The organism is Ruegeria sp. CDSA033 (genome assembly GCF_059612305.1).
In genome coordinates this window covers 88,452-109,798 of sequence record NZ_JBXWQI010000015.1, presented here as the reverse complement: position 1 = coordinate 109,798, position 21,347 = coordinate 88,452, and the positions used below count along the sequence as shown (strand labels likewise).

General features: G+C 56.5%; 22 protein-coding genes. 17 read left to right on the top strand and 5 right to left on the bottom strand.

From position 1 onward, the window contains the following. Both AC2FLA_RS17610 and AC2FLA_RS17605 read right to left on the bottom strand, forming a co-directional pair. The coding region (locus AC2FLA_RS17610; protein WP_496723960.1) for a GTP-binding protein at positions 1-155 on the bottom strand (155 nt) is incomplete at its 3' end. Between the two features lie 323 nt (positions 156-478). Further along, entirely contained in the window at positions 479-1,471 is a 993-nt protein-coding gene (locus tag AC2FLA_RS17605; RefSeq protein WP_496723956.1) for a LysR substrate-binding domain-containing protein, read from the bottom strand. A gap of 10 nt (positions 1,472-1,481) precedes the next feature. Here AC2FLA_RS17605 and AC2FLA_RS17600 point away from each other — a divergent pair, with 10 nt between their 5' ends. Further along, positions 1,482-2,468, top strand: coding sequence for an NAD(P)-dependent oxidoreductase (locus AC2FLA_RS17600; protein WP_496723954.1), 987 nt, complete (start codon positions 1,482-1,484; stop codon positions 2,466-2,468). Positions 2,469-2,564: 96 nt separating this feature from the next. Next, the gene (locus tag AC2FLA_RS17595) at positions 2,565-2,852 is read left to right on the top strand and encodes a sterol desaturase family protein (RefSeq protein ID WP_496723952.1); all 288 of its coding nucleotides are present in this window, start codon (positions 2,565-2,567) and stop codon (positions 2,850-2,852) included. Positions 2,853-2,962: 110 nt separating this feature from the next. Here the strand turns inward: AC2FLA_RS17595 and AC2FLA_RS17590 are convergent, their stop codons facing one another. Continuing rightward, positions 2,963-3,835: an amidohydrolase family protein gene (locus AC2FLA_RS17590; RefSeq protein ID WP_496723950.1), complete on the bottom strand. Its 873-nt coding sequence runs from the start codon at positions 3,833-3,835 to the stop codon at positions 2,963-2,965. Next, positions 3,832-4,845: a nuclear transport factor 2 family protein gene (locus AC2FLA_RS17585; protein ID WP_496723948.1), complete on the bottom strand. Its 1,014-nt coding sequence runs from the start codon at positions 4,843-4,845 to the stop codon at positions 3,832-3,834. The genes AC2FLA_RS17590 and AC2FLA_RS17585 overlap by 4 nt, the downstream gene beginning before the upstream one ends. Before the next feature lie 152 nt (positions 4,846-4,997). On the opposite strand from AC2FLA_RS17585, the gene AC2FLA_RS17580 reads away from it, so the two are divergent. From AC2FLA_RS17580 to AC2FLA_RS17510, 15 genes are all read left to right on the top strand, one after another. Then, on the top strand, positions 4,998-6,071 hold the full coding sequence (locus tag AC2FLA_RS17580) for an ABC transporter ATP-binding protein (RefSeq protein ID WP_496723946.1): 1,074 nt from the start codon (positions 4,998-5,000) through the stop codon (positions 6,069-6,071). Between the two features lie 48 nt (positions 6,072-6,119). Continuing rightward, positions 6,120-7,331, top strand: coding sequence for an ABC transporter substrate-binding protein (locus AC2FLA_RS17575; RefSeq protein WP_496723944.1), 1,212 nt, complete (start codon positions 6,120-6,122; stop codon positions 7,329-7,331). A gap of 66 nt (positions 7,332-7,397) precedes the next feature. Then, a complete protein-coding gene (locus AC2FLA_RS17570; protein ID WP_108859139.1) occupies positions 7,398-8,420 on the top strand; it encodes a carbohydrate ABC transporter permease in 1,023 nt (340 codons plus the stop codon). A gap of 1 nt (position 8,421) precedes the next feature. Further along, positions 8,422-9,576, top strand: a complete 1,155-nt coding sequence (locus AC2FLA_RS17565; RefSeq protein ID WP_496723942.1) for a carbohydrate ABC transporter permease — start codon at positions 8,422-8,424, stop codon at positions 9,574-9,576. 127 nt (positions 9,577-9,703) lie between these two features. After that, complete coding sequence (locus AC2FLA_RS17560; RefSeq protein ID WP_496698921.1) at positions 9,704-10,234, top strand: ester cyclase; 531 nt, start codon at positions 9,704-9,706, stop codon at positions 10,232-10,234. 11 nt (positions 10,235-10,245) lie between these two features. Further along, complete coding sequence (hisD, locus tag AC2FLA_RS17555; RefSeq protein ID WP_496723940.1) at positions 10,246-11,577, top strand: histidinol dehydrogenase; 1,332 nt, start codon at positions 10,246-10,248, stop codon at positions 11,575-11,577. Next, positions 11,574-12,626: an ester cyclase gene (locus tag AC2FLA_RS17550; protein WP_496723938.1), complete on the top strand. Its 1,053-nt coding sequence runs from the start codon at positions 11,574-11,576 to the stop codon at positions 12,624-12,626. The genes hisD and AC2FLA_RS17550 overlap by 4 nt, the downstream gene beginning before the upstream one ends. After that, entirely contained in the window at positions 12,626-13,390 is a 765-nt protein-coding gene (locus AC2FLA_RS17545) for an SDR family NAD(P)-dependent oxidoreductase (protein ID WP_282169725.1), read from the top strand. The genes AC2FLA_RS17550 and AC2FLA_RS17545 overlap by 1 nt, the downstream gene beginning before the upstream one ends. Then, positions 13,390-14,433: a LacI family DNA-binding transcriptional regulator gene (locus AC2FLA_RS17540; protein ID WP_282120208.1), complete on the top strand. Its 1,044-nt coding sequence runs from the start codon at positions 13,390-13,392 to the stop codon at positions 14,431-14,433. Before AC2FLA_RS17545 ends, AC2FLA_RS17540 begins: the two co-directional genes overlap by 1 nt. Next, positions 14,430-15,419: a nuclear transport factor 2 family protein gene (locus AC2FLA_RS17535; RefSeq protein WP_496723935.1), complete on the top strand. Its 990-nt coding sequence runs from the start codon at positions 14,430-14,432 to the stop codon at positions 15,417-15,419. The genes AC2FLA_RS17540 and AC2FLA_RS17535 overlap by 4 nt, the downstream gene beginning before the upstream one ends. 192 nt (positions 15,420-15,611) lie before the next feature. Further along, on the top strand, positions 15,612-16,577 hold the full coding sequence (locus tag AC2FLA_RS17530; RefSeq protein ID WP_496723933.1) for a cupin domain-containing protein: 966 nt from the start codon (positions 15,612-15,614) through the stop codon (positions 16,575-16,577). Continuing rightward, positions 16,574-17,176 (top strand): class I SAM-dependent DNA methyltransferase, encoded by a 603-nt coding sequence (locus AC2FLA_RS17525; protein ID WP_496723931.1) that lies wholly within the window; start codon positions 16,574-16,576, stop codon positions 17,174-17,176. The genes AC2FLA_RS17530 and AC2FLA_RS17525 overlap by 4 nt, the downstream gene beginning before the upstream one ends. Before the next feature lie 10 nt (positions 17,177-17,186). Next, complete coding sequence (locus tag AC2FLA_RS17520) at positions 17,187-18,311, top strand: cobalamin-independent methionine synthase II family protein (RefSeq protein ID WP_496723929.1); 1,125 nt, start codon at positions 17,187-17,189, stop codon at positions 18,309-18,311. After that, complete coding sequence (locus tag AC2FLA_RS17515) at positions 18,308-19,003, top strand: alpha/beta fold hydrolase (RefSeq protein ID WP_496723927.1); 696 nt, start codon at positions 18,308-18,310, stop codon at positions 19,001-19,003. Before AC2FLA_RS17520 ends, AC2FLA_RS17515 begins: the two co-directional genes overlap by 4 nt. Then, a complete protein-coding gene (locus tag AC2FLA_RS17510; protein WP_496723925.1) occupies positions 19,000-19,695 on the top strand; it encodes an RraA family protein in 696 nt (231 codons plus the stop codon). Before AC2FLA_RS17515 ends, AC2FLA_RS17510 begins: the two co-directional genes overlap by 4 nt. 228 nt (positions 19,696-19,923) lie before the next feature. Here AC2FLA_RS17510 and AC2FLA_RS17505 read toward each other — a convergent pair whose 3' ends face one another. After that, positions 19,924-21,096 carry an adenylate/guanylate cyclase domain-containing protein gene (locus tag AC2FLA_RS17505; RefSeq protein ID WP_496723923.1) on the bottom strand — a complete coding sequence of 391 codons (1,173 nt, stop codon included), beginning with the start codon at positions 21,094-21,096 and terminating at the stop codon, positions 19,924-19,926. Positions 21,097-21,347: the final 251 nt, after the last annotated feature.

Here is a 21,347-nt window from a genome sequence, read left to right as displayed (position 1 = left end):
GCTTCGGCATCCTCCTGCGTATAAATGTCATTGGTGATGACGCCCACTGAACAAGCATCGCGCAGGGCTTCAGACAATGCAGCGGTCAAAGTGGTCTTTCCGGCTCCAACCGGACCACCGATGCCAACGCGAAGAGGGCCGTTCATACTGCTCATGTTCGGAATATCCTTGAATACTGTGTTTCGTGTCTCATCGACGCGATGTCCGTCAGGAACGTAGTCGAACTCAATTCTTCCAAACCTGCCACTTGCGTACTTTCGGTGATATGAGCGCATAGCGGTTTCTTGAATATTCGGCTCGTCCGGAAATGCTCTTGCAATAACGTCGAGAGGGGCCCGGAGTACTCAATACGTAACAAACCTGCTTGCGGACCTCCGGGTGTGTTGCAAAAGAAAAGTACGCCATCACTAGTTCGGCAAATGAGTTGGCCGCTTTCAACCAAGGCACGATAGCGTTCACCGCCTCTTCGTCCGTGTCATCACAACCCAGTTCGATTAGCAAAGATGTCTTCCAGCCAAGCTTCAAAACGCTGTTTGGCTACCGCATCCGCTTTTGTGTTTTGCCCTGAAATCAAATAGTGGCTCTGTTCTATTGGAACTGCTTCACCAACTATGGCGACCTTTCTTCCGGTCTCAACTGCGGTTTTGGCAAACCTCTCGATAACGATCGCATTGCCGCCACCTGCGGCCACGATGTCCACTGCGGCAATTGTCGTGTCGACCACAAAGGTTGATGCGAATTGGGTTTGTCGAACCCCGATTGCGGAAAAATACCGTTCCCACATTTGCTGGAAGCCCAGAATGTGAATGAGTGGCCGTTGTTGCAGATCTTCGATGGAAGGGGTTTCTTCCTCGACCTTCTTGGGGGCAATAGGGACGATACGTTCAGTAGATATTTTCCGAGAGGGGATTTCATTCCAATCGCCACTTCCTGTCCTCAGTTCGACATCGACATTTTCGCGGCCTGCGGATTCAGCCCAAATGTTCGAGATCAGCTTTATGGAAATATCGGGATGAATCCGCAAAAACTCTGGCAACCTATGGGCGAGAAACAAGGTCGCCGTGGATATTGGCGCACGCACGACCAGCTCGTGCTTCTGGTTTGATCCGAAAAGGCTGATCGTTGACAGATCGATGTCTCTTAGGGCTTGCCGCACAGAAAAAGCGTATGCCTGACCAACTTCGGTCAGGCTTAGGTTTCGTGCGGCGCGATAAAACAAGGGGCAGCCAAGTTGTGCTTCCAGCGAGCGGACATGCAGGCTGAGTGCCGATTGCGTGATACCCAGCTCGGCTGCGGCAGCAGTAAAGCTCAGATGCCGCGCGGCGCATTCAAAGGACCGAAGCCAGATAGGGTTAGGAGATTGCGGCATTCTTAGCACCAAAAATTTTCGCTGATACTTGCCGATTTTATTCGTTTTACACAATGCCATCAACGTTTGTACTTTTTGCGAAGTAACATCTTTGCCGATCATCCGGCGGGAAATGAAACAGGGAACCACGCGCATGAAAGTTGGATTTATTGGTCTTGGAAATGTCGGCGGGAAACTCAGTGGCAGTTTGCTGCGGAACGGCATTGATCTAACGGTGCATGACCTCAACCCCGAACTTGTGGATGATTTCGTTTCGCGTGGGGCGGCTCGGGGTGAAAGCCCGGCCCAACTGATGCGCGATTGCGATGCTGTTATCACTTGCCTGCCATCGCCCGCTGCCTCGGATGCCGTCATGCAACAGATGCTGTCCGAGGTGAAGCCTGGCAAAATCTGGATGGAGATGTCCACCACTGACGAAGCCGAGGTCAAACGCCTGGGCGCAATGGTGATGGATGCGGGTGGTGCAGCCGTGGATTGCCCGGTATCGGGCGGATGCCACCGTGCGGCGACGGGCAATATCTCGATCTTTGCGGGCTGTGACCGTGCTACGTTTGACCGCATCGCGCCTTTCCTGAAAACCATGGGGCGCCGCATTCTGCACACTGGTGATCTGGGCTCGGCTTCGGTTTTGAAAGTGGTGACGAACTATCTGGCCACGGCCAATCTTGTCACTTGCTGCGAAGCGCTGGTCACCGCCAAGGCGGCCGGTATGGACCTCAACACGACCTATGAGGCGATGAAAATTAGCTCCGGCACGTCATTCGTACATGAAACCGAAAGCCAGGTGATCCTGAACGGCAGCCGGGACATTTCTTTCACCATGGATCTGGTCAAAAAGGATGCCGGTCTGTTCCAGCAGGTGGCTGACCGTCACAATGTGCCGCTGGAAATCTCGCCTATGCTGGTTCAGATCTTTGAGGATGGCATCGAACGCTATGGCGAGCGTTGTTTTTCGCCCAACATCATCAAACGTCTGGAAGAGGCCACTGGTCTGGACATTCTCGCCCCCGGTTTCCCGCCGGAAATGACGGATGATGAGCCGGAAGAACCCGGTTACGAGGTGATCCCGCAAGGCTCCGAGCGCAAAGCCGCTGAATAGGAAAGGGACAGCGGTTTTGAAACGGATCTATACTTTTGGAGGGCACCCGGCGACGCGTAACTTGACGGTGGCGGATATCTCAGTGCTATTCTGATCGTGCTGATCTTACCCAGCCATACTGTTCACATGATTTTCCTCGGCTATTGGCTGATGCTGGGCGCGGCATCTTCGCATTCGGGATATGAGGCGATCTGGGCGCGTGATCGTCAGGCCCTGCTGATCGGCGCATTTTTTCACCAGCTTCATCATCGCTATTACGAGTGCAATTACGGCAATGCGGAAATGCCCTGGGACAAGTGGTTCGGGACGTATCATGACGGTTCCGAGGACGCCACAAAGCGTACTCGGAACCGTAAGCGTGAAATGCACGCTAGCGGCAGATAACCAAAGCTCCAAATACTGAAGTTCGTTTGCAATGCGTTGGTCGGATTGGGCTCACTTTCGGGAGCTTCTGTCGGGAAGACTTCGCTAAAAGAGGGCAGAAAAAGTTTTCCCTATTCAAAGAGATAGAAGCGTTTTGCTGTGCCGTGGAAAACATCGTCCTGGTTTGATGCCGGGATGAGTTCCTGGTGCCTGGAAACAACTTCTTTGTAAGTTGAACTGAGGCTGTCGACCGGAAAATTCGACCCGAACATGCAACGGTCGGCACCAAACTGTGACAGGCAGGTTGCAACGATTGGTGAGACGCTTTCAGCGCTCCAGTTATGATCAAACATTCCGAGGCCGGAGAGTTTGCAACAGACTTGCGGGAGGTTTGACAACGACATTAACCCGTCCGCCCATCTCTGCAAGCCTTGTGCGGTTCGGTCGTGGGGGGACCCTGCATGGCAAAGAGCAATCCGGGTTTCTGAGGCCTGCGACAACACATCTGCGGTCATTTCCATTAACTCAGGCAGCAGTTGAAGATCGAAGGATAGCCCGCGTGAGCCCATTTGTTTCAGTCCAGCCAAGAACTTTGGGTCTTCAAGCAGCGTGTTTGTGCCGGTGATTGCATCCTCGCCCGGAGCACGGCCGATAATCTGACGAACGCCACGTACAGACGGCAGGGTTTGAAGCCGGTCGAGTTGTTTGTCCAGATCATCAGCGGTCAGATCGCAGAACGCCACTTGCACCAATGGCCAGTCCGGGAACTGGTCGGCCACTGATTGCACCCATTGCGCTTCGGCCCAGGGGTCAGCCGCGCCGACCTGAATATGTACCGAAGCGCCGAAACGCTCGGCTTCGGCGTCTGCGCGAAACTCCGGCAGCAAATAGTTTCGTTGGATGGGGGAGGGGTCGCCAAAGAAACGCGCGACGCCCTTTTCCATGAGCCAAGGGTAGGTCACGGCAGACAGGTCCCACAAGTGGTGATGCGCATCAATCCTCATGGTGTTTCGATCCCTGTGGTGCGTTCCAGAATATCGACACCTTGCGCTTTCCAGAAGTGCAACAGGTCGATGAAGACCCAGTTCTCCGCCAGTTTGTCACCAGCGCGGCGATAGATATCGATCACCCTGAATTCGCCGGGTTTGTCGGTTGCTGGCATGCCCATGAACCCGCCGGACGGAGTGGCCGTGAAGTTGGGCCAGCCAAAGAACCCTCCATAATGCCCCTCGGCCAAACGGCAGACATGATTGGTCTTTGATCGGTCTGCGAATGAGGCGCGGAACGGGCCTGAGTGCTGCTTGGCATAGCGTTCTATCGTGTAGGTCGCGCCGATCCCTTCGGGTCCCCACCAGATCATGTCTTGGTGCCAAGTTTGGGCCAATTCATCCTCAAGCGACAACCCACTGTCCCATTGGCCGAGATCCGAGATCATCGCGTTGATGACCGCCAGGGTCTTTTCGCCTTCTTCAGCAGGTTGTGCGTTCAGCAGCAGGCCGTTATGGGGTCTTGGTCCGGGTTGCACCAAATGCGTCGCGGTTTGCGGAGGGAACGGGTTTTGCCCGGCTTGCACCATCAGGTGCGGTATGTCGAAATACATCGCTGTTTCGACAATCCTGTCACCGGCGACCTTGTAGAACGCGCAATAGCGCAGTAATGCCAGCTTGCCAGTTGGGCGAATGCCCAGCCACGGGCGATCGAACAGCCCCATCAAATGCCCCATGGACACGACCCAGACATCAGCATCGTCCCGCAGAGAGTTTTGCCCCGCAAACAGGATATCTACACGGTTTTGCACGCGGGTCAGGCTGCTTTTTAGTGGCTGCCAGAACTGCCGGGCAACCTGTTCGGGGTCATTGATTTTGTTGAATGGATGAAAGCCGCGCCACTTCAGTTCCGGGGCGCAATATTGGCTCATTACCTTCGGGATTTCTTGTTCTGTCGCGGAATCCAACGCGGTGTGAAACGCAGAGACGAGTTTTTTTTCTGTCTGAAAGGTCACGGAATTTGCCATTGTGATCAAAGTTTTACGAGAGGCACGAAGCCGGGTTGAGTCGGGTATTTGCGTTAGTTTTGCATACGTATGCAAAAAAGTCTTGCCTGAATTGACGTATGCGAATTACAGTTTTGCAAACGTATGCAAAATGATTCCTTGCAGGGGGCACCATGGCGGAAATTCAATTGCGGAACGTCGGCAAGCGATGGGGCTCATTCGTTGGGGTTCACAATTTCGACCTGACCATTGCAGATCGCGAGTTTCTGGTACTGCTCGGCCCCTCGGGCTGCGGCAAGACCACCACGATGCGGATGATCGCTGGACTTGAGGACGTGACCGAGGGCGAAATCCTGGTCGATGGCAATGTGATCAACGATCTGGAGCCGAAGGACCGCGACGTTGCGATGGTGTTCCAGAGCTATGCGCTCTACCCGAACATGAACGTCTATGAAAACATCCGCTTTCCGCTGAAGGTGCGCGGCATCGACCCGTCGACCCACGACGAAAAGGTACGCCGCGCCAGCGCGATGGTAGAGCTGGACGATTTTCTGCATCGCAAACCCGCCGAGCTATCAGGTGGTCAGCGACAGCGTGTAGCACTCGCCCGTGCCATTGTGCGCGAACCAAACGTGTTCCTGATGGACGAACCGCTGTCGAATCTTGACGCCAAACTGCGGGTCTCGACCCGGGCGCAGATCAAGAACCTCAGTCACGAGCTGGCGGTGACGACGATTTATGTGACCCATGACCAGATCGAAGCGATGACGCTGGCCGACCGCGTTGTGGTGATGAAACAGGGCGTGGTGCAGCAGGTCGGCAGCCCCACGGAAATCTATGACATGCCGGCAAACACGTTTGTGGCCAGCTTCATCGGTTCACCCGCGATGAATTTGATGGATGGCGACGTTTCAGGCGGAATGTTCCGTGCCGAACACGTCGAAATCCCAGTGGATGCCCCAGACGGTCCTATGACGCTGGGCTTCCGCGCCGAGGATGCCAGCCTTGCCGAAGGGCAGGGCCAAATCACTGCACCCATTTACACGCTGGAATTGCTGGGCGACGCGACCATGATTTCGGTGCGGGTCGGTGGTGCTCTGGTCTCGGTCAAAGCCGATAAAGCCTACCGCGCCGAGATTGGCGAGCCGGTCTCGTTCTCGGTGCCGCAAGAAATCTGTCACCTCTTTGAAGCTGAAAGCGGTGCGCGGATTGGGGAACACCCCCACAAACAGCCCAAACGGGCTTAACACCGGTCCGGACGTCGACGACGGACCGATCCTGACAGGGAGAAACGCATGAAACTCAAGACGATCCTTATGGCAGGTGCCATGTCCATCGCCGCCACCGGCGCATGGGCGGAATGCGCCTTCGAAAACGACGTGCCACTGAAGTCGCTGTCCGCCGGGTTTGAAGCCTGGAAAGCGGTCACCGATGCGATGGCGGAATGCGGCAACTTCAGTGCTTCGCTGGACCAGGAATTCCGTGAAAAGCAACCCGAGGCCTTTGCGGCTGATCCCGCACTTTATCAGATCGGCGGTGTATCGAACGCAACACTGGTCCCCTTGCTGAACGCGGGCACGATCCGCCCGCTGGACGATCTGGTTGAAAAATACGGTCAGGACTTGCTGCCTAACCAGTTGATCAAGGTGGACGGCAAGACCATGGCCATTGCGATGATGGTGAACGCTCAGCACCTGATGTATCGCGATGATGTTCTGGCCGAGCTGGGCATCGAAGAACCCAAAACATATGGCGACGTTCTTTCTGCTGCCGCCAAGATCAAAGAAGCCGGCGTCATGGACTATCCCATCGGTGGGACGTTCAAAACCGGTTGGAACCTTGGCCAGGAATTCATCAACATGTACCTGGGCGAGGGCGGTTCGTTCTTTGGCGACGGCAACATGCCTGCAATCAACAACGAGCAGGGCGTGGCCGCGCTGGAAACACTGAAGGCCATGACCGAGTATATGGACCCGGAGTATCTGGTTTCTGACTCGACCTATGTTCAGCAGCAGTTCCAGCAGGGCAAGATCGCCATGGCCAACTTGTGGGCCAGCCGTGCCGCAGCCATGAACGATGAGGCCGAAAGCCAGGTCGTTGGCAAGGTGACCATGGCCGCGGCTCCAATGGGATCGGCGGTTCCGGCGACCACAATCTGGTGGGACGGTATTGTTCTGGCTTCGAACATGAGCGACGAAGAAGCGGATGCTGCCTTCCGCGTCGCACTTGAGGGCATGGACACCGATACGGTCAGTGCGAACAACGATGTCGCCGTATGGCTGAGCACGGCCTATTCGGCAGGTCCTTTGGCTGCAGGTGCTGCAGCGTCCGCTGAAGGCGGTGCCAAGGCTTACCCGGCTTCCGGTCCTATGGGCATCATGCACACCTCGTTGGGTAACGGACTGGCGGACTACCTGACCGGTGCCAAAGACGCACAAACGACTCTGGCTGATATCGAGGCAGACTACGTCACTGCCGCGAAAGAAGCAGGCCTGATCAGCAACTGATCCTCTCATGGGAGGGCTCTGGCCCTCCCATCCCTTTCCCCCGAGAACCATTAGAAAGGCAGAGCCATGAACTTCCGGACATTTGCTGCTTTTGTCGGTCCCTCTGTCTTTATGATGCTTCTCTTTATCGCGTTCCCTTTGGTCAGCGTGTTCCAGCAGAGTTTCTATGTCACCCAGCCGATCTATGAGACCGTCGAAAAGGAAACCTGCACCCCTGGTTTTGTGACGCAGACCTGCGTGACTGAGCAGGTGTCACAACCGAAGCTTGACGAGCATGGCGAGATCATTACGCAAACCCAGTATGTCGGGCTGCAAAGCTATCGGAATGTTTTGGAACCTGAACGTGCATGGCGTGCCATAAGCGACGGCAGTTGGCATGTGCTGTCGACGATCAATTTCTGGAAGGCCCTGCGGTTCACGCTGACATTTACTCTGATCACTCTGCCGCTGGTGGTCGGTTGCGGGCTAGGGATCGCGATCCTGATCAACAATGCCGCGCGATCGATCCGCGGACCGGTGATTTTTGTCTCACTACTGCCATTCATCATCACGCCGGTGATCGGAGTGTTGTCAATCAATTGGCTGTTCCGTGGCGACGGTATCCTGACTGCGATGATGGAATGGTGGCTGAATCGCGATATCGCCCTGTTTGCCCAAGCCTGGACCATAGAAGTTCTCATGATGATCTACCGCGTCTGGCACGTGGCGCCCTTTGCGGCCATCATCTTCTATGCCGGTCTGCAAACGGTCAACCAGGACAGTCTGGAAAGCGCTGTTATCGATGGGGCAACACGCTGGCAGCGGCTGAAATATATCGTCATCCCGCATCTGATGCCGCTGATCATCTTTGTATCGATGATCCACCTGATGGACAGCTACCGCGTGTTCGAAGAGATCGTTGGTTTCTCGAGCCAAGGCTACGTGATCTCACTGCAGTGGCTGACATTTGACTACCTGACGCCGGATCAGGCGGGCAACAGGTCGATCAGCCGGGCCTCAGCCAACTCAATGCTGACCATGATTGGCGTTGTCATCCTGCTTATCCTGCCGCTGCGCCGCACATGGCGTGATCATAAAGGAGGCCACTGACATGTCCTCGCGCGCGCTTCGCCAACCGCTCAGCCTGCGGCTGACCTCGAACATCTTTCTGGCGCTTTGGTGCCTGATCGCGGCCTTCCCGATCTTCTGGATCGTGGTGATGAGCTTCAAGTCGCCGGTCGATGCGTTCGACAGTAACGCGTTGAACGTGATTTTTGGCCCGGCCACGCTGGGCGTCGGTAAGGGACTGTCGCTGCTGGATATTATTCTGGGTGTCGCGGTGATCTGGGCGACGATAATCATCGCCACCAAAACCCTACCGTCGATGGTAAAATCCTACTCGAAGCCCGGACAGGAATGGTTCGGCTGGGTCATTGGCGTACTGGTCGTTTTGGTGGGCTTTCTCGTAGTGTTCTTTATTGTCCTGCCTGCCATTCTAAGCGTGCTCAACCCATGGTTCGGGCCCTTGGGTCGGGACGTGCTTGGCCTGACCACGGAACACTACAAAACCGTCTGGATCGACCGGGGTTTTTCGAACAATTTCAAAAATTCGCTGATTGTGACAACAGGCGTGGTGACAGTCTCGCTGACCGTAGGCACGCTGGCGGGCTATGGTCTGGCGCGCTCGGGTTCGACCCTGGCGTTCTGGATCCTGATCGTGGCGCTGGTGTTCCGCGCGCTACCGCATTCGGTACTGGTGGCCGGTTATCTGCCAGTGTTCATCAATTCGGCCGAATGGCTGGCCCCGATCCTGGGTGAAAATGCACCGACACTTTACGGCAAGCCATTTGCGGTGATTGCTGTTCTGGTTGCGATCAATCAGCCATTCACGATCTGGATGCTGCGCTCGTTCTTTCAGAATATCCCGGCAGAGCTGGATGAGGCCGCGCGCGTTGATGGTTGCAGCCATTTTCAGGCCTTCCGCCGTGTGATCATGCCGGTAATGTGGCCGGGGGTGATCACCACAGGTCTGTTCAGCTTCCTGCTGGCTTATAACGACTTTCTTGTCACTGCACTGCTGCTGGACGCGCAGAACCAGACCATGGTTCCCGCCATTGTCGGCATGTTCAACCGCGAGACGACTACAACCGACCAAGTGGTCGCGGTTGCCGCCGCCGTGTCGATCACTGCGCCGCTGATCTTCCTTGTGCTGATCTTCCAGCGCCAGATCGTCAGCGGTCTGACAGCCGGAGCGGTCAAAGGCTAATGAGCAACCATGCACGCCATAACGCCATGTCGCGCCACCCGGCGCTGAACAGGATGCCGAGGGACTTTCTGAGTATCGGGGCTGTGATCCCCAAACTCTCTCTCTGGCAACCTGAAAGGACATAGACATGAAAGGTTCCCGTCCCGAACAAGCGGTTCTGACCCGCGACACGGACATGAGCAAAACCGAAGACACGCGCCGCGTGATCGAAACCATGGTGGATGGTCTGAACGATCACCGCATTGATGACATCGGAGAATTCTTCACCCAAGGCTTCCGCTGGATGGGCAATCAAGGCTGCGGCACCAAAACCGGGCTGAAAGAGTTTCAGGAAAACTGGCAGCGCCCGTTTCAGGCGGCGTTTTCGGACAAGACCTGCATCGATGAGGCCCGTCTATACATGGGCGAATGGGCAGCAGCCTTTGGTCGTCAGGAAGCAACCCATACGGGTGAGTTTCTGGGCATCGCCCCTACCGGCAAGCGGGTCGAGATCCGCTACATGGATTTTTGGAAAGTCGTTGACGGCAAGATCGTCGACAACTGGGTGAATGTCGATTTCGCACATGTCGCGGCGCAACTGGGCGTCGACCTGTTCAACGGCCAAGGCTGGGAAGCATTTGACCGGGGTGAGAAATGTCCACCCCGGCCCGAAAACTGAGGATTGGAAACATGGCAATCGAGTATCTTAAACGCGGCAAATCCGATGCGGACCGGGCGGAAGATGATGCCAAGACCCGCGCCGTGGTTGAGGCGACGCTGAAAGACATCGAAACCCGCGGTGATGCTGCGGTGCGTGAGTTGAGTGAGAAGTTCGACAACTACTCGCCAGCCTCGTTCCGCCTGAGCCAGAAGGAAATCGATGACTTGATCGGTCAACTGACCGATAGGGAACTGGCCGACATAAAATTCGCACAGGAACAGGTGCGCAACTTTGCGCAGGCTCAGCGGGATTCAATGCTGGACATCGAGGTTGAAACCCTGCCGGGCGTGATCCTTGGCCATAAGAACATCCCCGTACAATCGGTCGGGTGTTACGTCCCCGGCGGCAAGTTCCCAATGGTGGCGTCGGCCCATATGTCCGTGGCCACGGCCTCAGTTGCCGGTGTCCCTCGGATCATTGCCTGCACGCCTCCGTTCAAAGGCAAGCCGAACCCAGCAGTGATTGCGGCCATGCATTTGGGTGGCGCGCATGAGATCTACGTTATGGGTGGCATTCAGGCCATTGGCGCGATGGCTTTGGGCACTGAGACTATTGATCCGGTTCACATGCTGGTTGGCCCCGGTAACGCCTTTGTCGCGGAAGCCAAGCGCCAGCTGTTCGGGCGCGTCGGTATTGATCTGTTTGCAGGTCCCACCGAAACTATGGTGATCGCCGACGAGACCGCAGCAGATGCCGAGCTGTGCGCAACCGACCTGCTGGGGCAGGCCGAACATGGCTATAACAGCCCCTGTGTGTTGCTGACCAACTCTCACAAGCTTGCCAAAGAGACACTGTCCGAGGTGGGCCGCCTGTTGCGTATCCTGCCGACTGCAGACACAGCGAAAGTGTCATGGGATGAATATGGCGAGGTGATCGTCTGCGACACATATGATGAGATGCTGCAAGTCGCAGATGACATCGCCTCGGAACATGTGCAGGTGATGACGGATCGCGACGATTGGTTTCTGGAGAATATGACCTGCTATGGCGCGTTGTTCCTTGGTCCACGCACCAACGTGTCAAACGGGGACAAGGTGATTGGTACGAACCACACCCTGCCAACGAAGAAGGCTGGGCGCTATACCGGTGGGCTTTGGGTTGGGAAGTACCTGAAAACGCACAGTTATCAGAAAGTTCTGACCAACGAGGCGGCGACACTGATCGGCGAATACGGCTCACGTCTGTGCATGTTGGAAGGTTTTGTAGGCCACGCAGAACAGTGCAACGTCCGCGTGCGTCGCTATGGCGGCATCAATGTGCCCTATGGCGAACCCGCGCCTTATCGGGATGCCGCTGAATGAGTGATAGGCATACTCAGCATAAGGCCCTGATCGCTCCGCTCAGGGCTGCGATGTATGATTTTTCCGAGGCCGGTGTTCGCGCGGCACTGGCCGAGGTAACGGCCTCGGACGCTGTTTTCCACCTGTGCCATCCCTTTGGCGACAGCATTGGCAGCGACGCTTTCTATGACTGCGCCTATAAAGACCTGTTGACTGCCTGGCCCGATCTGGAACGGCGGGATTACATCGTCATGGGTGGACCGGATGAACATGGTTCTGACTGGATTGGATGCGGCGGCTACTACACCGGTACATTCACCGGCCCGTGGCTGGACATCCCGCCGACAGGTCACCAGGTCACCATGCGGTTTCATGAGTTTTACCGTTTCGAAAACGGCAAAGTTGCTGAAATGCAAGCCCTTTGGGATATCCCCGAGGTGATGATGCAGGCCAATGCCTGGCCCATGGCCCCCAGTCTTGGCCGCGAATGGCATGTGCCCGGACCGGCCGCGCAGGACGGGTTGGTGCCTGGGCCCTGCAATGAGGCCAAAGGCAAAGAGACCTGCAAGCATATCATCGACATGCTGGAGCACCTCAAGAAACACCCGTCGCAAGGCGGCCCTGAGGTGATGGAGATGGAGCGGTTCTGGCATCCCCGTATGAACTGGTACGGCCCCTCAGGCATCGGCACCGGACGGGGCTATGCAGGCTTCCGCAACTGGCACCAGATTCCGTTTCTGAACGGGATGCCGGATCGCGGGCAGTACGTGGACGATATCACCTATCACTTCTTCGGCGATGGCGAATACGCTGCCGTGACCGGCTGGCCTAATATGATCCAGACTGTCACTGATGACGGATGGATGGGGATCGCGCCCTCGGGCAAGAAGATCACTATGCGCAGCCTCGATTTCTGGCGGCTGGAAAACGGGCGCATTCGTGAAAACTGGGTGCTGGTCGATCTTCTGGATGCGTATCGCCAGCTAGGCGTTGACGTCTTTGCCCGTCTGCGGGAATTCAACAAGGCCCGAAACATTGGGCGCATTGATATACCGAATGGAATGAGCTGATGACTGAACTGCCGCGCACCCCTTCGTTTTCCCTCACAGGAAAGACCGCCCTGGTGACAGGGGCCTCTTCGGGCATTGGGCAGGGCTGTGCCGTGGCGCTGGCCGAGGCGGGCGCGCATGTCGTCTGTGCGGCCAGAGGCGAAGATCGGTTGAATGCAACTGTCGCTGCTCTGCAGGCAGAGGGGTGGTCGGCCGAGGCGCTGGTTCTGGATCAGGGCGATCTGGATGCGCTAAAGCAGCTTTTTGAAACGCGCAGCTTTGATGTCGTGGTGAATTCGGCCGGGGTTGCACGGCACAGTGCTGCTATTGAGACAACGCCTGAGGATTTCGATGTTGTAACGGGCGTCAATCTGCGTTCGGCTTACTTCCTGTCGGCCTATGCCGCTCGTGCCTTGATCGAGGATGAAAGGCCAGGTTCGATCATCCACATCTCCAGCCAAATGGGGCATGTTGGAGGGGTCGAACGGGCGCTCTATTGTGCGACCAAGCATGGGCTTGAGGGGATGGTAAAATCGATGGCCATCGAATGGGGCAAACAGGGCATTCGGATCAACACGGTCTGCCCGACGTTCATTCGAACGCCTCTGACCCAATCCACCTTTGACAACCCAGAACGCGCCGCATGGATCATGGACAAGATCAAACTGGGTCGCGTGGGCGAGGTCGAGGATATCATGGGTGCGGTACGCTACCTTGCCTCGGATGCCTCAGCGCTGGTTACAGGCACTTCGATGTTGATTGACGGAGGTTGGACGGCAGACTGATGGCTGAGAAAGTAACATCACTTCAGGTCGCCCAGCTTGCCGGTGTCAGCCAGTCTGCCGTCAGCCGCGTCTTCACGCCCGGTGCCTCGGTCAGCAAGAAGACGGAAGAGAAAGTGCGCAAAGCCGCGACCGAACTTGGCTATCGCCCCAATGTGTTGGCGCGCGCGATGGTGTCGGGCAAAAGCCGCATCATTGGTTTGGTCGTCGCCTATCTGGACAACTATTTCTATCCCGAAGCGCTTGAGAAGTTGTCGAACGAGTTGCAGGAGCAGGGGTATCACGTCCTGATCTTCATGGCCTCCAGAACCGCCGGAAACATTGACGACGTTATGGAGGAAATTCTTGATTATCAGGTTGATGGCGTGATCCTGGCCTCGGTCGCGATGTCGTCCGATATCGCAACGCGGTGCCAACAAGCTGGTGTGCCGGTCGTACTGTTCAACCGTAGTCAGGATATCGACGGGATCACCTCGGTGACCTCTGACAATTATTCCGGCGGTCGCAAGGTCGCCGAGTTCTTTGTTGCCGCAGGCCACAGTCGCATCGCTTACATTGCCGGTTGGCAGGGTGCCTCAACCCAGCGAGACCGCGAGGCCGGTTTTCGCGCCGCACTCGGTGATGCAGGTCAGGATTTGTACGCCTACGAAATCGGAGAGTTCCTGACCGAAAATGCGCGATTGGCCGCGCGCCGCATGTTTGACGTTGAACCGCAAAAACGACCCGACGCGGTGTTCGTCGCCAATGACCATATGGCGCTTGCCGTGATGGACGTCGTTCGGTTTGAACTCGGAATGCGTATACCAGAAGACGTTTCTATCGTTGGATACGATGACGTACCGCAGGCCGGATGGCTTGCCTATAACCTCACCACCATTCGTCAACGCGCCAACCTGATGGTTGCGGAAACCGTTGATGCCTTGTTGGACCATATTGAAAACCCGGCAGTTGCCGCAGCCCGCAAGGTCGCGATTGATGGACCGTTGATCGTGCGCACCTCGGCACGGCTGCCCAAAGGCTGGACCCCGCAAAGGATGAAAACATGAAAGGCTTTGATCCCAAGTTCCGGGATTTTCCCGACTATATCATCGGAATTACCAAAGAGATCTGGGAAGACCGGGGCATCGCAACCCTGCACGAGTATTACAGCGAAGATATCGTCGTTCGCTCACCCGGTTCGGTGGTTTTGGGAAATCAGAATGTGATCGGCGCCACGATGGCGACCCTGGCCGAGTTTCCGGATCGGCAGTTGATGGGTGAAGATGTGATCTGGTCGGGCACGCCGGAAGAGGGCATGCTGAGCTCTCACCGCATCCTTTCCACGGCCACGCATCTGGCCGAGGGGGTTTACGGCAAACCTTCGGGTACAAAACTATGCTATCGAATTCTGGCCGACTGCCACGCCATCGACAACCAGATCAACGACGAATGGTTGATCCGCGATCAGGGCGCGATTGTGCGGCAGATGGGCTGGGACCCAAAGGAATACGCCGCTGATCTGATTGCGCGCGAGGGCGGTAAGGACAGCTGTACCAAGCCTCTGACCCCCGAAATCGACCAGCCCGGCCCCTACAAGGGTCGCGGAAATGATAATGCGTGGGGGCAGCGATATGCTGATATCCTGACCCGGATCATGAACGCCGATATGGGCGCAATCGCGGCCGAATATGACCGTGCGGTGCAGTCTGAATATGTGGGCGGCGTCACGGGGCATGGCTGGGATGCCGTCGACCGGTTCTGGATGGGGCTTCGGGCGAGTTTTCCGAATGCTGAATTCAAGATTGAACACCAGATCGGGCGCGACGACCCGGATATGCCGCCGCGATCAGCAATTCGCTGGAGCCTTTGGGGTAAGCATGACGGCTGGGGCATGTTCGGGGCGCCGACAGGGGCACAGGTTTACGTCCTCGGGATCAGCCATGCCGAGTTTGGCGCACTGATTGCGGGGCAGCCGCAGTTGCGCCGTGAATACACTCTGTTCGATGAAACCTCGGTCTGGAAACAGATCCTGTTGCAGAGCGGGGAGGTCTGAGTGGCCCGTCCGGTCGCATATCGTAACCTTGCAGGTGGTCTGCGTGAAACCGGAGCCCGTCGACGTTTCCATATGTTCCGTCAAAGCCTGCGGGCGCGGCGGCTGAATCTGCGCCCGCCAGGGGAGTGAGCGCCTGTGCCGTCTGAGCACACGAGCTTGCATTCCTGAAAACAAAAAGTCGGATCATACGTTATGACCAAATCAGCCATCACTTCCCGCATTGTCCGCTACGGCGAGCTACAACCCTGTAAAACCGCATTTATCGATGCCCATACGCCGGGCAGCGATCAGAAAGAGAATTTCACGATCATCGGCGGTGGCGTCTCGGAATCTCCAGATCAGCACGTGCACATCACCGACAAGATCGGCTTCAACATCGGTGCCGCGGGTCAGCCGCCGAAATGCCGGAACTCACTGCACAGCCACACAACGGCCGAGGTTTTCTTTGTTGCCAAAGGACGCTGGCGCTTTTTCTGGGGCCGTTATGGCACCGCTGGTGAGTTCATCGCCGAGGAGGGCGATATTTTCAACATCCCTACCGGCATCTTCCGTGGTTTTGAAAACGTTAGCCAGGACTACGGTATGATCATGGCGATCCTAGGCGGTGACGACGCGGGCGGGGGCGTGACTTGGGCCCCTCAGGTCATCGAAGATGCGCAGGCGCATGGTCTGATGCTGGGCGACAATGGCGTTCTGTACGACACCAAGAAAGGGCAGGAGTTGCCTCATAATGTGCACCCAATGCCCTTGCTGACCGAAGAGCAGTTGAAGGGCTACCCTGAGGTTCCGGTTGAGGAAGTCGTCGGCAAATATGTTGCACGGTATTGGGATTTGATGGCGTTGTCGGCCAACAAGCCTGCGCAGGTGATTGGTGAGAGCGGGCTGATCAAGGATAAGCCGGGGTTTGCGGTAGACTTTCTTGGCCGGGGGTCCTCTGTGACCGAACCGATTGCGGCGGATAAACCTGTGGTTCTGATGCCAGCCAGCGGTCACTGGCATATCTCGATCGACGGGCACGAAGCCACAATTTCGACAGGTGACACGGCTCTGGTTCTGCCCGGTGAATCCTATAGCATTCAGCCATCAATGACCGGGCAGGCGGGCCTGTACCGGATCACTGCAACCGATGAACCGGCAGGAGCGACCTGGACAGGATGAGCGCAGACCCGAACGACACCCAAGCCATATATGAGCGGCAAGCCACAGAGTATGACAAGCGTCGCTCAAAAGCCCTTTTCGAGGCGCGCTGGCTGGCGCGCTTCACGGCCAGCCTCAAATCGGGTGACCACGTACTGGATCTGGGCTGTGGCACAGGCGATCCCATTGCGCGCTGGTTTATGGCCGAAGGGTTTGACGTCACGGGTGTCGATTTTTCCGCAGCCATGCTGGCCATCGCCAAAGAACGCTGGCCGGACGGGGATTGGCGGAAAGCTGACATGCGGGATTTTGAGCTGGATCAGCAATTCGATGGGATCATCGCCTGGAACAGCTTTTTTCACCTGACGGCAGATGAGCAGAAGGGCTGCATCACCCGCATGGCACGCCATTTACATAACGGTGGAATGCTGATGCTGACCGTAGGTCCACGCGCCGGGGAAGTCAGCGGCACGGTCGGATCAGAGCTTGTCTACCACGCCTCGTTGTCCCCGGCCGGTTATGCAGCGTGCCTTGAAGAGAACGGGCTGCAATTGACCGGTTTTTTGGCCGAAGACCCCGAAACCCAAAGCCATACTGTGCTGATGGCACGAAAACTGTAAGGAGGTCTTTATGGCCGTAAAAACCACACATGTTGGGTCTTTGCCCCGAACACAGGACGTCGTGGATCTTATCTTTGCCAGGGAAAACGGTGAACCATATGAAGCAGCCGCGTTTGACACGTGTATGACCGCCGCAGTCTCTGAAACGGTGCGCAAACAGGTCGAAGCCGGCGTTGATATAGTCAGCGACGGTGAGACTTCGAAGATTTCTTATGCGACCTATGTCAAGGACCGCTACACCGGGTTTTCCGGTGACAGCCCTCGAAACGCGCCGGCAGATTTGAAGATGTTCCCCGGATTTTTGCAGCGGCTGGCCAATGATGGCGGCACGCCGCAATACGCCCGACCAATGTGCACCGGCGAGGTGCGATCAAAAGGGCAGGGCGAGTTAGAGAAAGACATTGCCAACCTCAAAGCGGCTATGGCGCAGCATGGGGCCGAGCGCGGTTTCATGAATGCCGCGTCCCCGGGCGTGATCTCTTTGTTTTTGCAAAATGATTTCTACTCCACGCGTGAGGCATATCTGGCGGCGCTGGCCGATGCCATGAAGGAGGAATACGAAACCATCGTGGCCGCTGGTCTGGATCTGCAACTGGATTGTCCCGACCTGGCCCTGTCGCGCCATATGCTGTTCACAGACCTTTCAGACGACGCGTTCGTCAAAATCGCCGATATGCATGTCGAGGCGCTTAACCACGCGCTTCAGAACGTCCCGCACGATCGCGTGCGGGTACATATCTGCTGGGGCAACTACGAGGGTCCGCACTGCTGCGATATTGCGATGGACAAGGTGTTCAGCACCCTGATGGCGACCAAGTCGCGCTATGTCCTGTTTGAGACCTCGAACCCGCGTCACGCCCACGAGTGGACCGTGTTCCGCGACCGCAAATCTGAGATACCCGATGACAAGGTTCTGGTCCCCGGGGTGGTCGACACCACCACCAATTTCGTCGAGCATCCCGAGCTTGTGGCCCAACGGATCGAACGTTTTACGGGAATCGTCGGCGCGGACCGGGTGATAGCAGGCAGCGATTGCGGCTTTGGCACCTTTGCGGGCTTCGGCGCGGTTGACCCTCAGATCGCCTACGCCAAGTTGGCCGCGCTATCTGAGGGGGCCAAGCTGGCCTCGGCATGATACCCGTGATTTTCTTGCCGGGCATGATGTGTGACGCCCGCCTTTTTGGCCCGCAAATCGACGCACTGTCTGGCAGGATGCCTGTGATGACATTCCAGTTGTCGCGACACGACAGCGTGCAAGCCATTGCAGATGACATTCTGCAAAATACGCCGTCTGAATTCGCGCTGGCAGGATTGTCGATGGGCGGTATCGTGGCAATGGAAGTATTGCGTCAGGCCCCGGAACGTGTTTCGCGCCTGGCTTTGCTCGACACAAATCCACTGGCTGAAAAGCCAGAGGTCAAAGCCCGCCGCGCGCCCCAGATTGCAGCCGTTCGCGACGGCAAGCTGAGGTCGGTGATGCGGGACGAGATGAAGCCCAGTTACCTGTCGGACGGGCCCAACCGAGGGGCTATCCTGGATCTATGCATGGCAATGGCCACCGACTTGGGCCCTGACGTATTCTTACGCCAATCGCAGGCGCTGATGGATCGCCCGGACCAAAGCGCGACGCTGAAAGCTTACATGGGAAAGGCTTTGGTTCTGTGTGGGCAAGAAGATCGGCTGTGCCCCGTGGAGCGCCACCAGATGATGCACGATCTATTGCCAGACAGCACGCTGGAGATCATCGAAGGTGCAGGGCATCTGCCGACACTGGAACAACCCCAAAAAACCACAGCGGCCTTGATCCGTTGGTTGGAGGACACATGACGCCATCCCTTTTGTCCCTGCTTCGCAAGGTCGATACCCCCACCGTCTGCAATGCCATTGAGGTGGCGCAAGGCAAGCGCGGGTTCGATGATTTCACGCGCGGAACCATGCTGTGTTCAGCGCCTGAGGAACCTCCGATCGTCGGCTATGCCCGCACGGCCAAAATCGCGGCAGTCAATCCACCGACTGAGCCGCCTGACGTCATCAAGACCCGGCGTATGGCCTATTACAAATACATGGCAGAAGCGCCCAATCCGTGCGTCGCGGTGATCGAGGATATGGATTATCCGGATTGCATCGGAGCCTATTGGGGTGAAATCAATACATCCGTCCACAAGGGTTTTGGTATGTCCGGTGTCGTAACCAATGGCGTCATGCGTGATCTGGGAGACTTACCCAAGGGGTTCCCGGTTGTTGCCGGTTCCGTCGGGCCAAGCCACGGTTTCGTCCACGTCCGCGAGATTGATACACCGGTTTCCGTTTTTGGTCTGACAGTTAATCCTGGTGAACTGGTGCACGCCGACCGTCATGGCGCGTTGGTCGTACCCGGTGATGTCGTCGATCAGTTAGAAGCCGCAATCCAAAAGCTATTGGTGACAGAACGCATCGTCTTGGATGCAGCCCGCCAACCGGAGTTTGATTTTGATGCTTTTGAGACCGCTTGGGCGGCCTTCGAAAAAGCCAGGGTCTGATTATAGGGGCAGACATTCCGCATGCAGGTTGGGCGGGCAAAAACACTATCAAGGCATTGCTGACTTACGCAGAGACTTGGCCTGGTTTTCTCACCCAGCTTTCATCCGCTCTTTGGGTTGGCCCCTAGAACCTAAGGGCCGAGATGCAGCAGGTTGTTTGGGCATTTCACACATGGTGCCCTTTTCCCCCTTGTTTCGAATTTGCCAAATAGCTGGTGCCGCCGCGCCTCAGAGCTTCTGCTCGACGAGGGCGAACAGCTCAATTGGATGCGCAACTCCACGAATGTCGTGAAACCCGCAAGAAGCAAACAGATCATCCGAAGCGCCAGCAACGGTTGACGTTGCCAAAACTCTTCGGCCAATAGATTTTGTCAAACCCTCAATTCGGCTGGCGACGTTCACCGCGCCACCAAGTACAGTAAAATCCAGTCTTCCGGGGCTGCCGATGTTGCCATAACTGACTTGCCCTGCGTTGATCCCGATACCAACGTCCAGAGCCGGTTTTCCGGCTTCCGCGCGACTGCAGTTGAGGGCGGTCAGACCAGCCAAAACACTTTGCGCGGCATACGCAGCTTTGCGACATCGGTCAGCGCGATCAGCTTGCGTGGCGATGGTGAAAATCGACAGAATACCGTCACCCATAAATTTAAGAACATCGCCTCCATTCTCTTCCACTGACTGAACAACTAGATCGAAGTATCCGCTCAGCGCATCAAAAACTTCCTCTTCAGGTGCGCTGTCCGATAGCGCTGTAAAGCCGCGTAAATCTGAGAACATGACCACGGCCTCAAGCGTTGTACGTTCCCCTCGTTTGATGCGCCCGTTCCAAACGCTGTCCGAGGGTCCATCGCCAAGGTAGGTTCGCAGAAGGCCTTTGGACGATTTGCGCATTGTGACAGGTTCCAAAGCCGAAGACAGCGCGGGCAGCGCGTCCTCGATCAATTTCAGATGCAGTGGCGAGAACCCTTCTGGTGCTTGGGTGACAAATGTGCAGCCGTGTAGTGACCTGTCGCCGTAATAAAGCAGGGTGGCATAATAGTCGGTGCCGCCCTGCTCGGCGAATTCCAGGTAGGATGAATGCTCTGTCTTTGAATCCAGCTGGCGTAGACTTTTGTGAAGTGGCTTTCGGTGTTCCAGAATATACTCAAATGAGCTTCCAACGTACCCGTCGGTCAACATCGTCTCATGTGTGACGTCATAGCTTTCGGTTCCATCAGGTGTCCAAACCACACCCCAAGCGATGAGTAAGGGATTGGCGAAGCGCTGGCCAATATTGACCCGCCAGAGCGGGACACCCGCCTTTATCAAGGACGAGCAGAAATGCGACACCACTTTCACGGGATCGCCTGATTGGCGCCCTTCAGTGATCATCCAGCTTGTCAGTTGGGCTACGGAGTCCATTATTTCAAACTAGTCGCTAGGGCTGGATGCACAAAGGAAATTGGGCCTGTGATGGGCCGATTTGAACCAATTGAGGCCCGCGCATGATGCCAGGCGCGTTTAGGCTTGGCGCAAATTCAGGAGGCGATCCATCGAAGATCTCAAAACACAAACAGCTTGTTTTGCACGACCTGGCCCCAGATTGGGCTACCCGCTTCAAGCGCCTTGCCAAGGACGGCTTGGCAAGGCCGTGGTCATGTCCCGCTTGATCC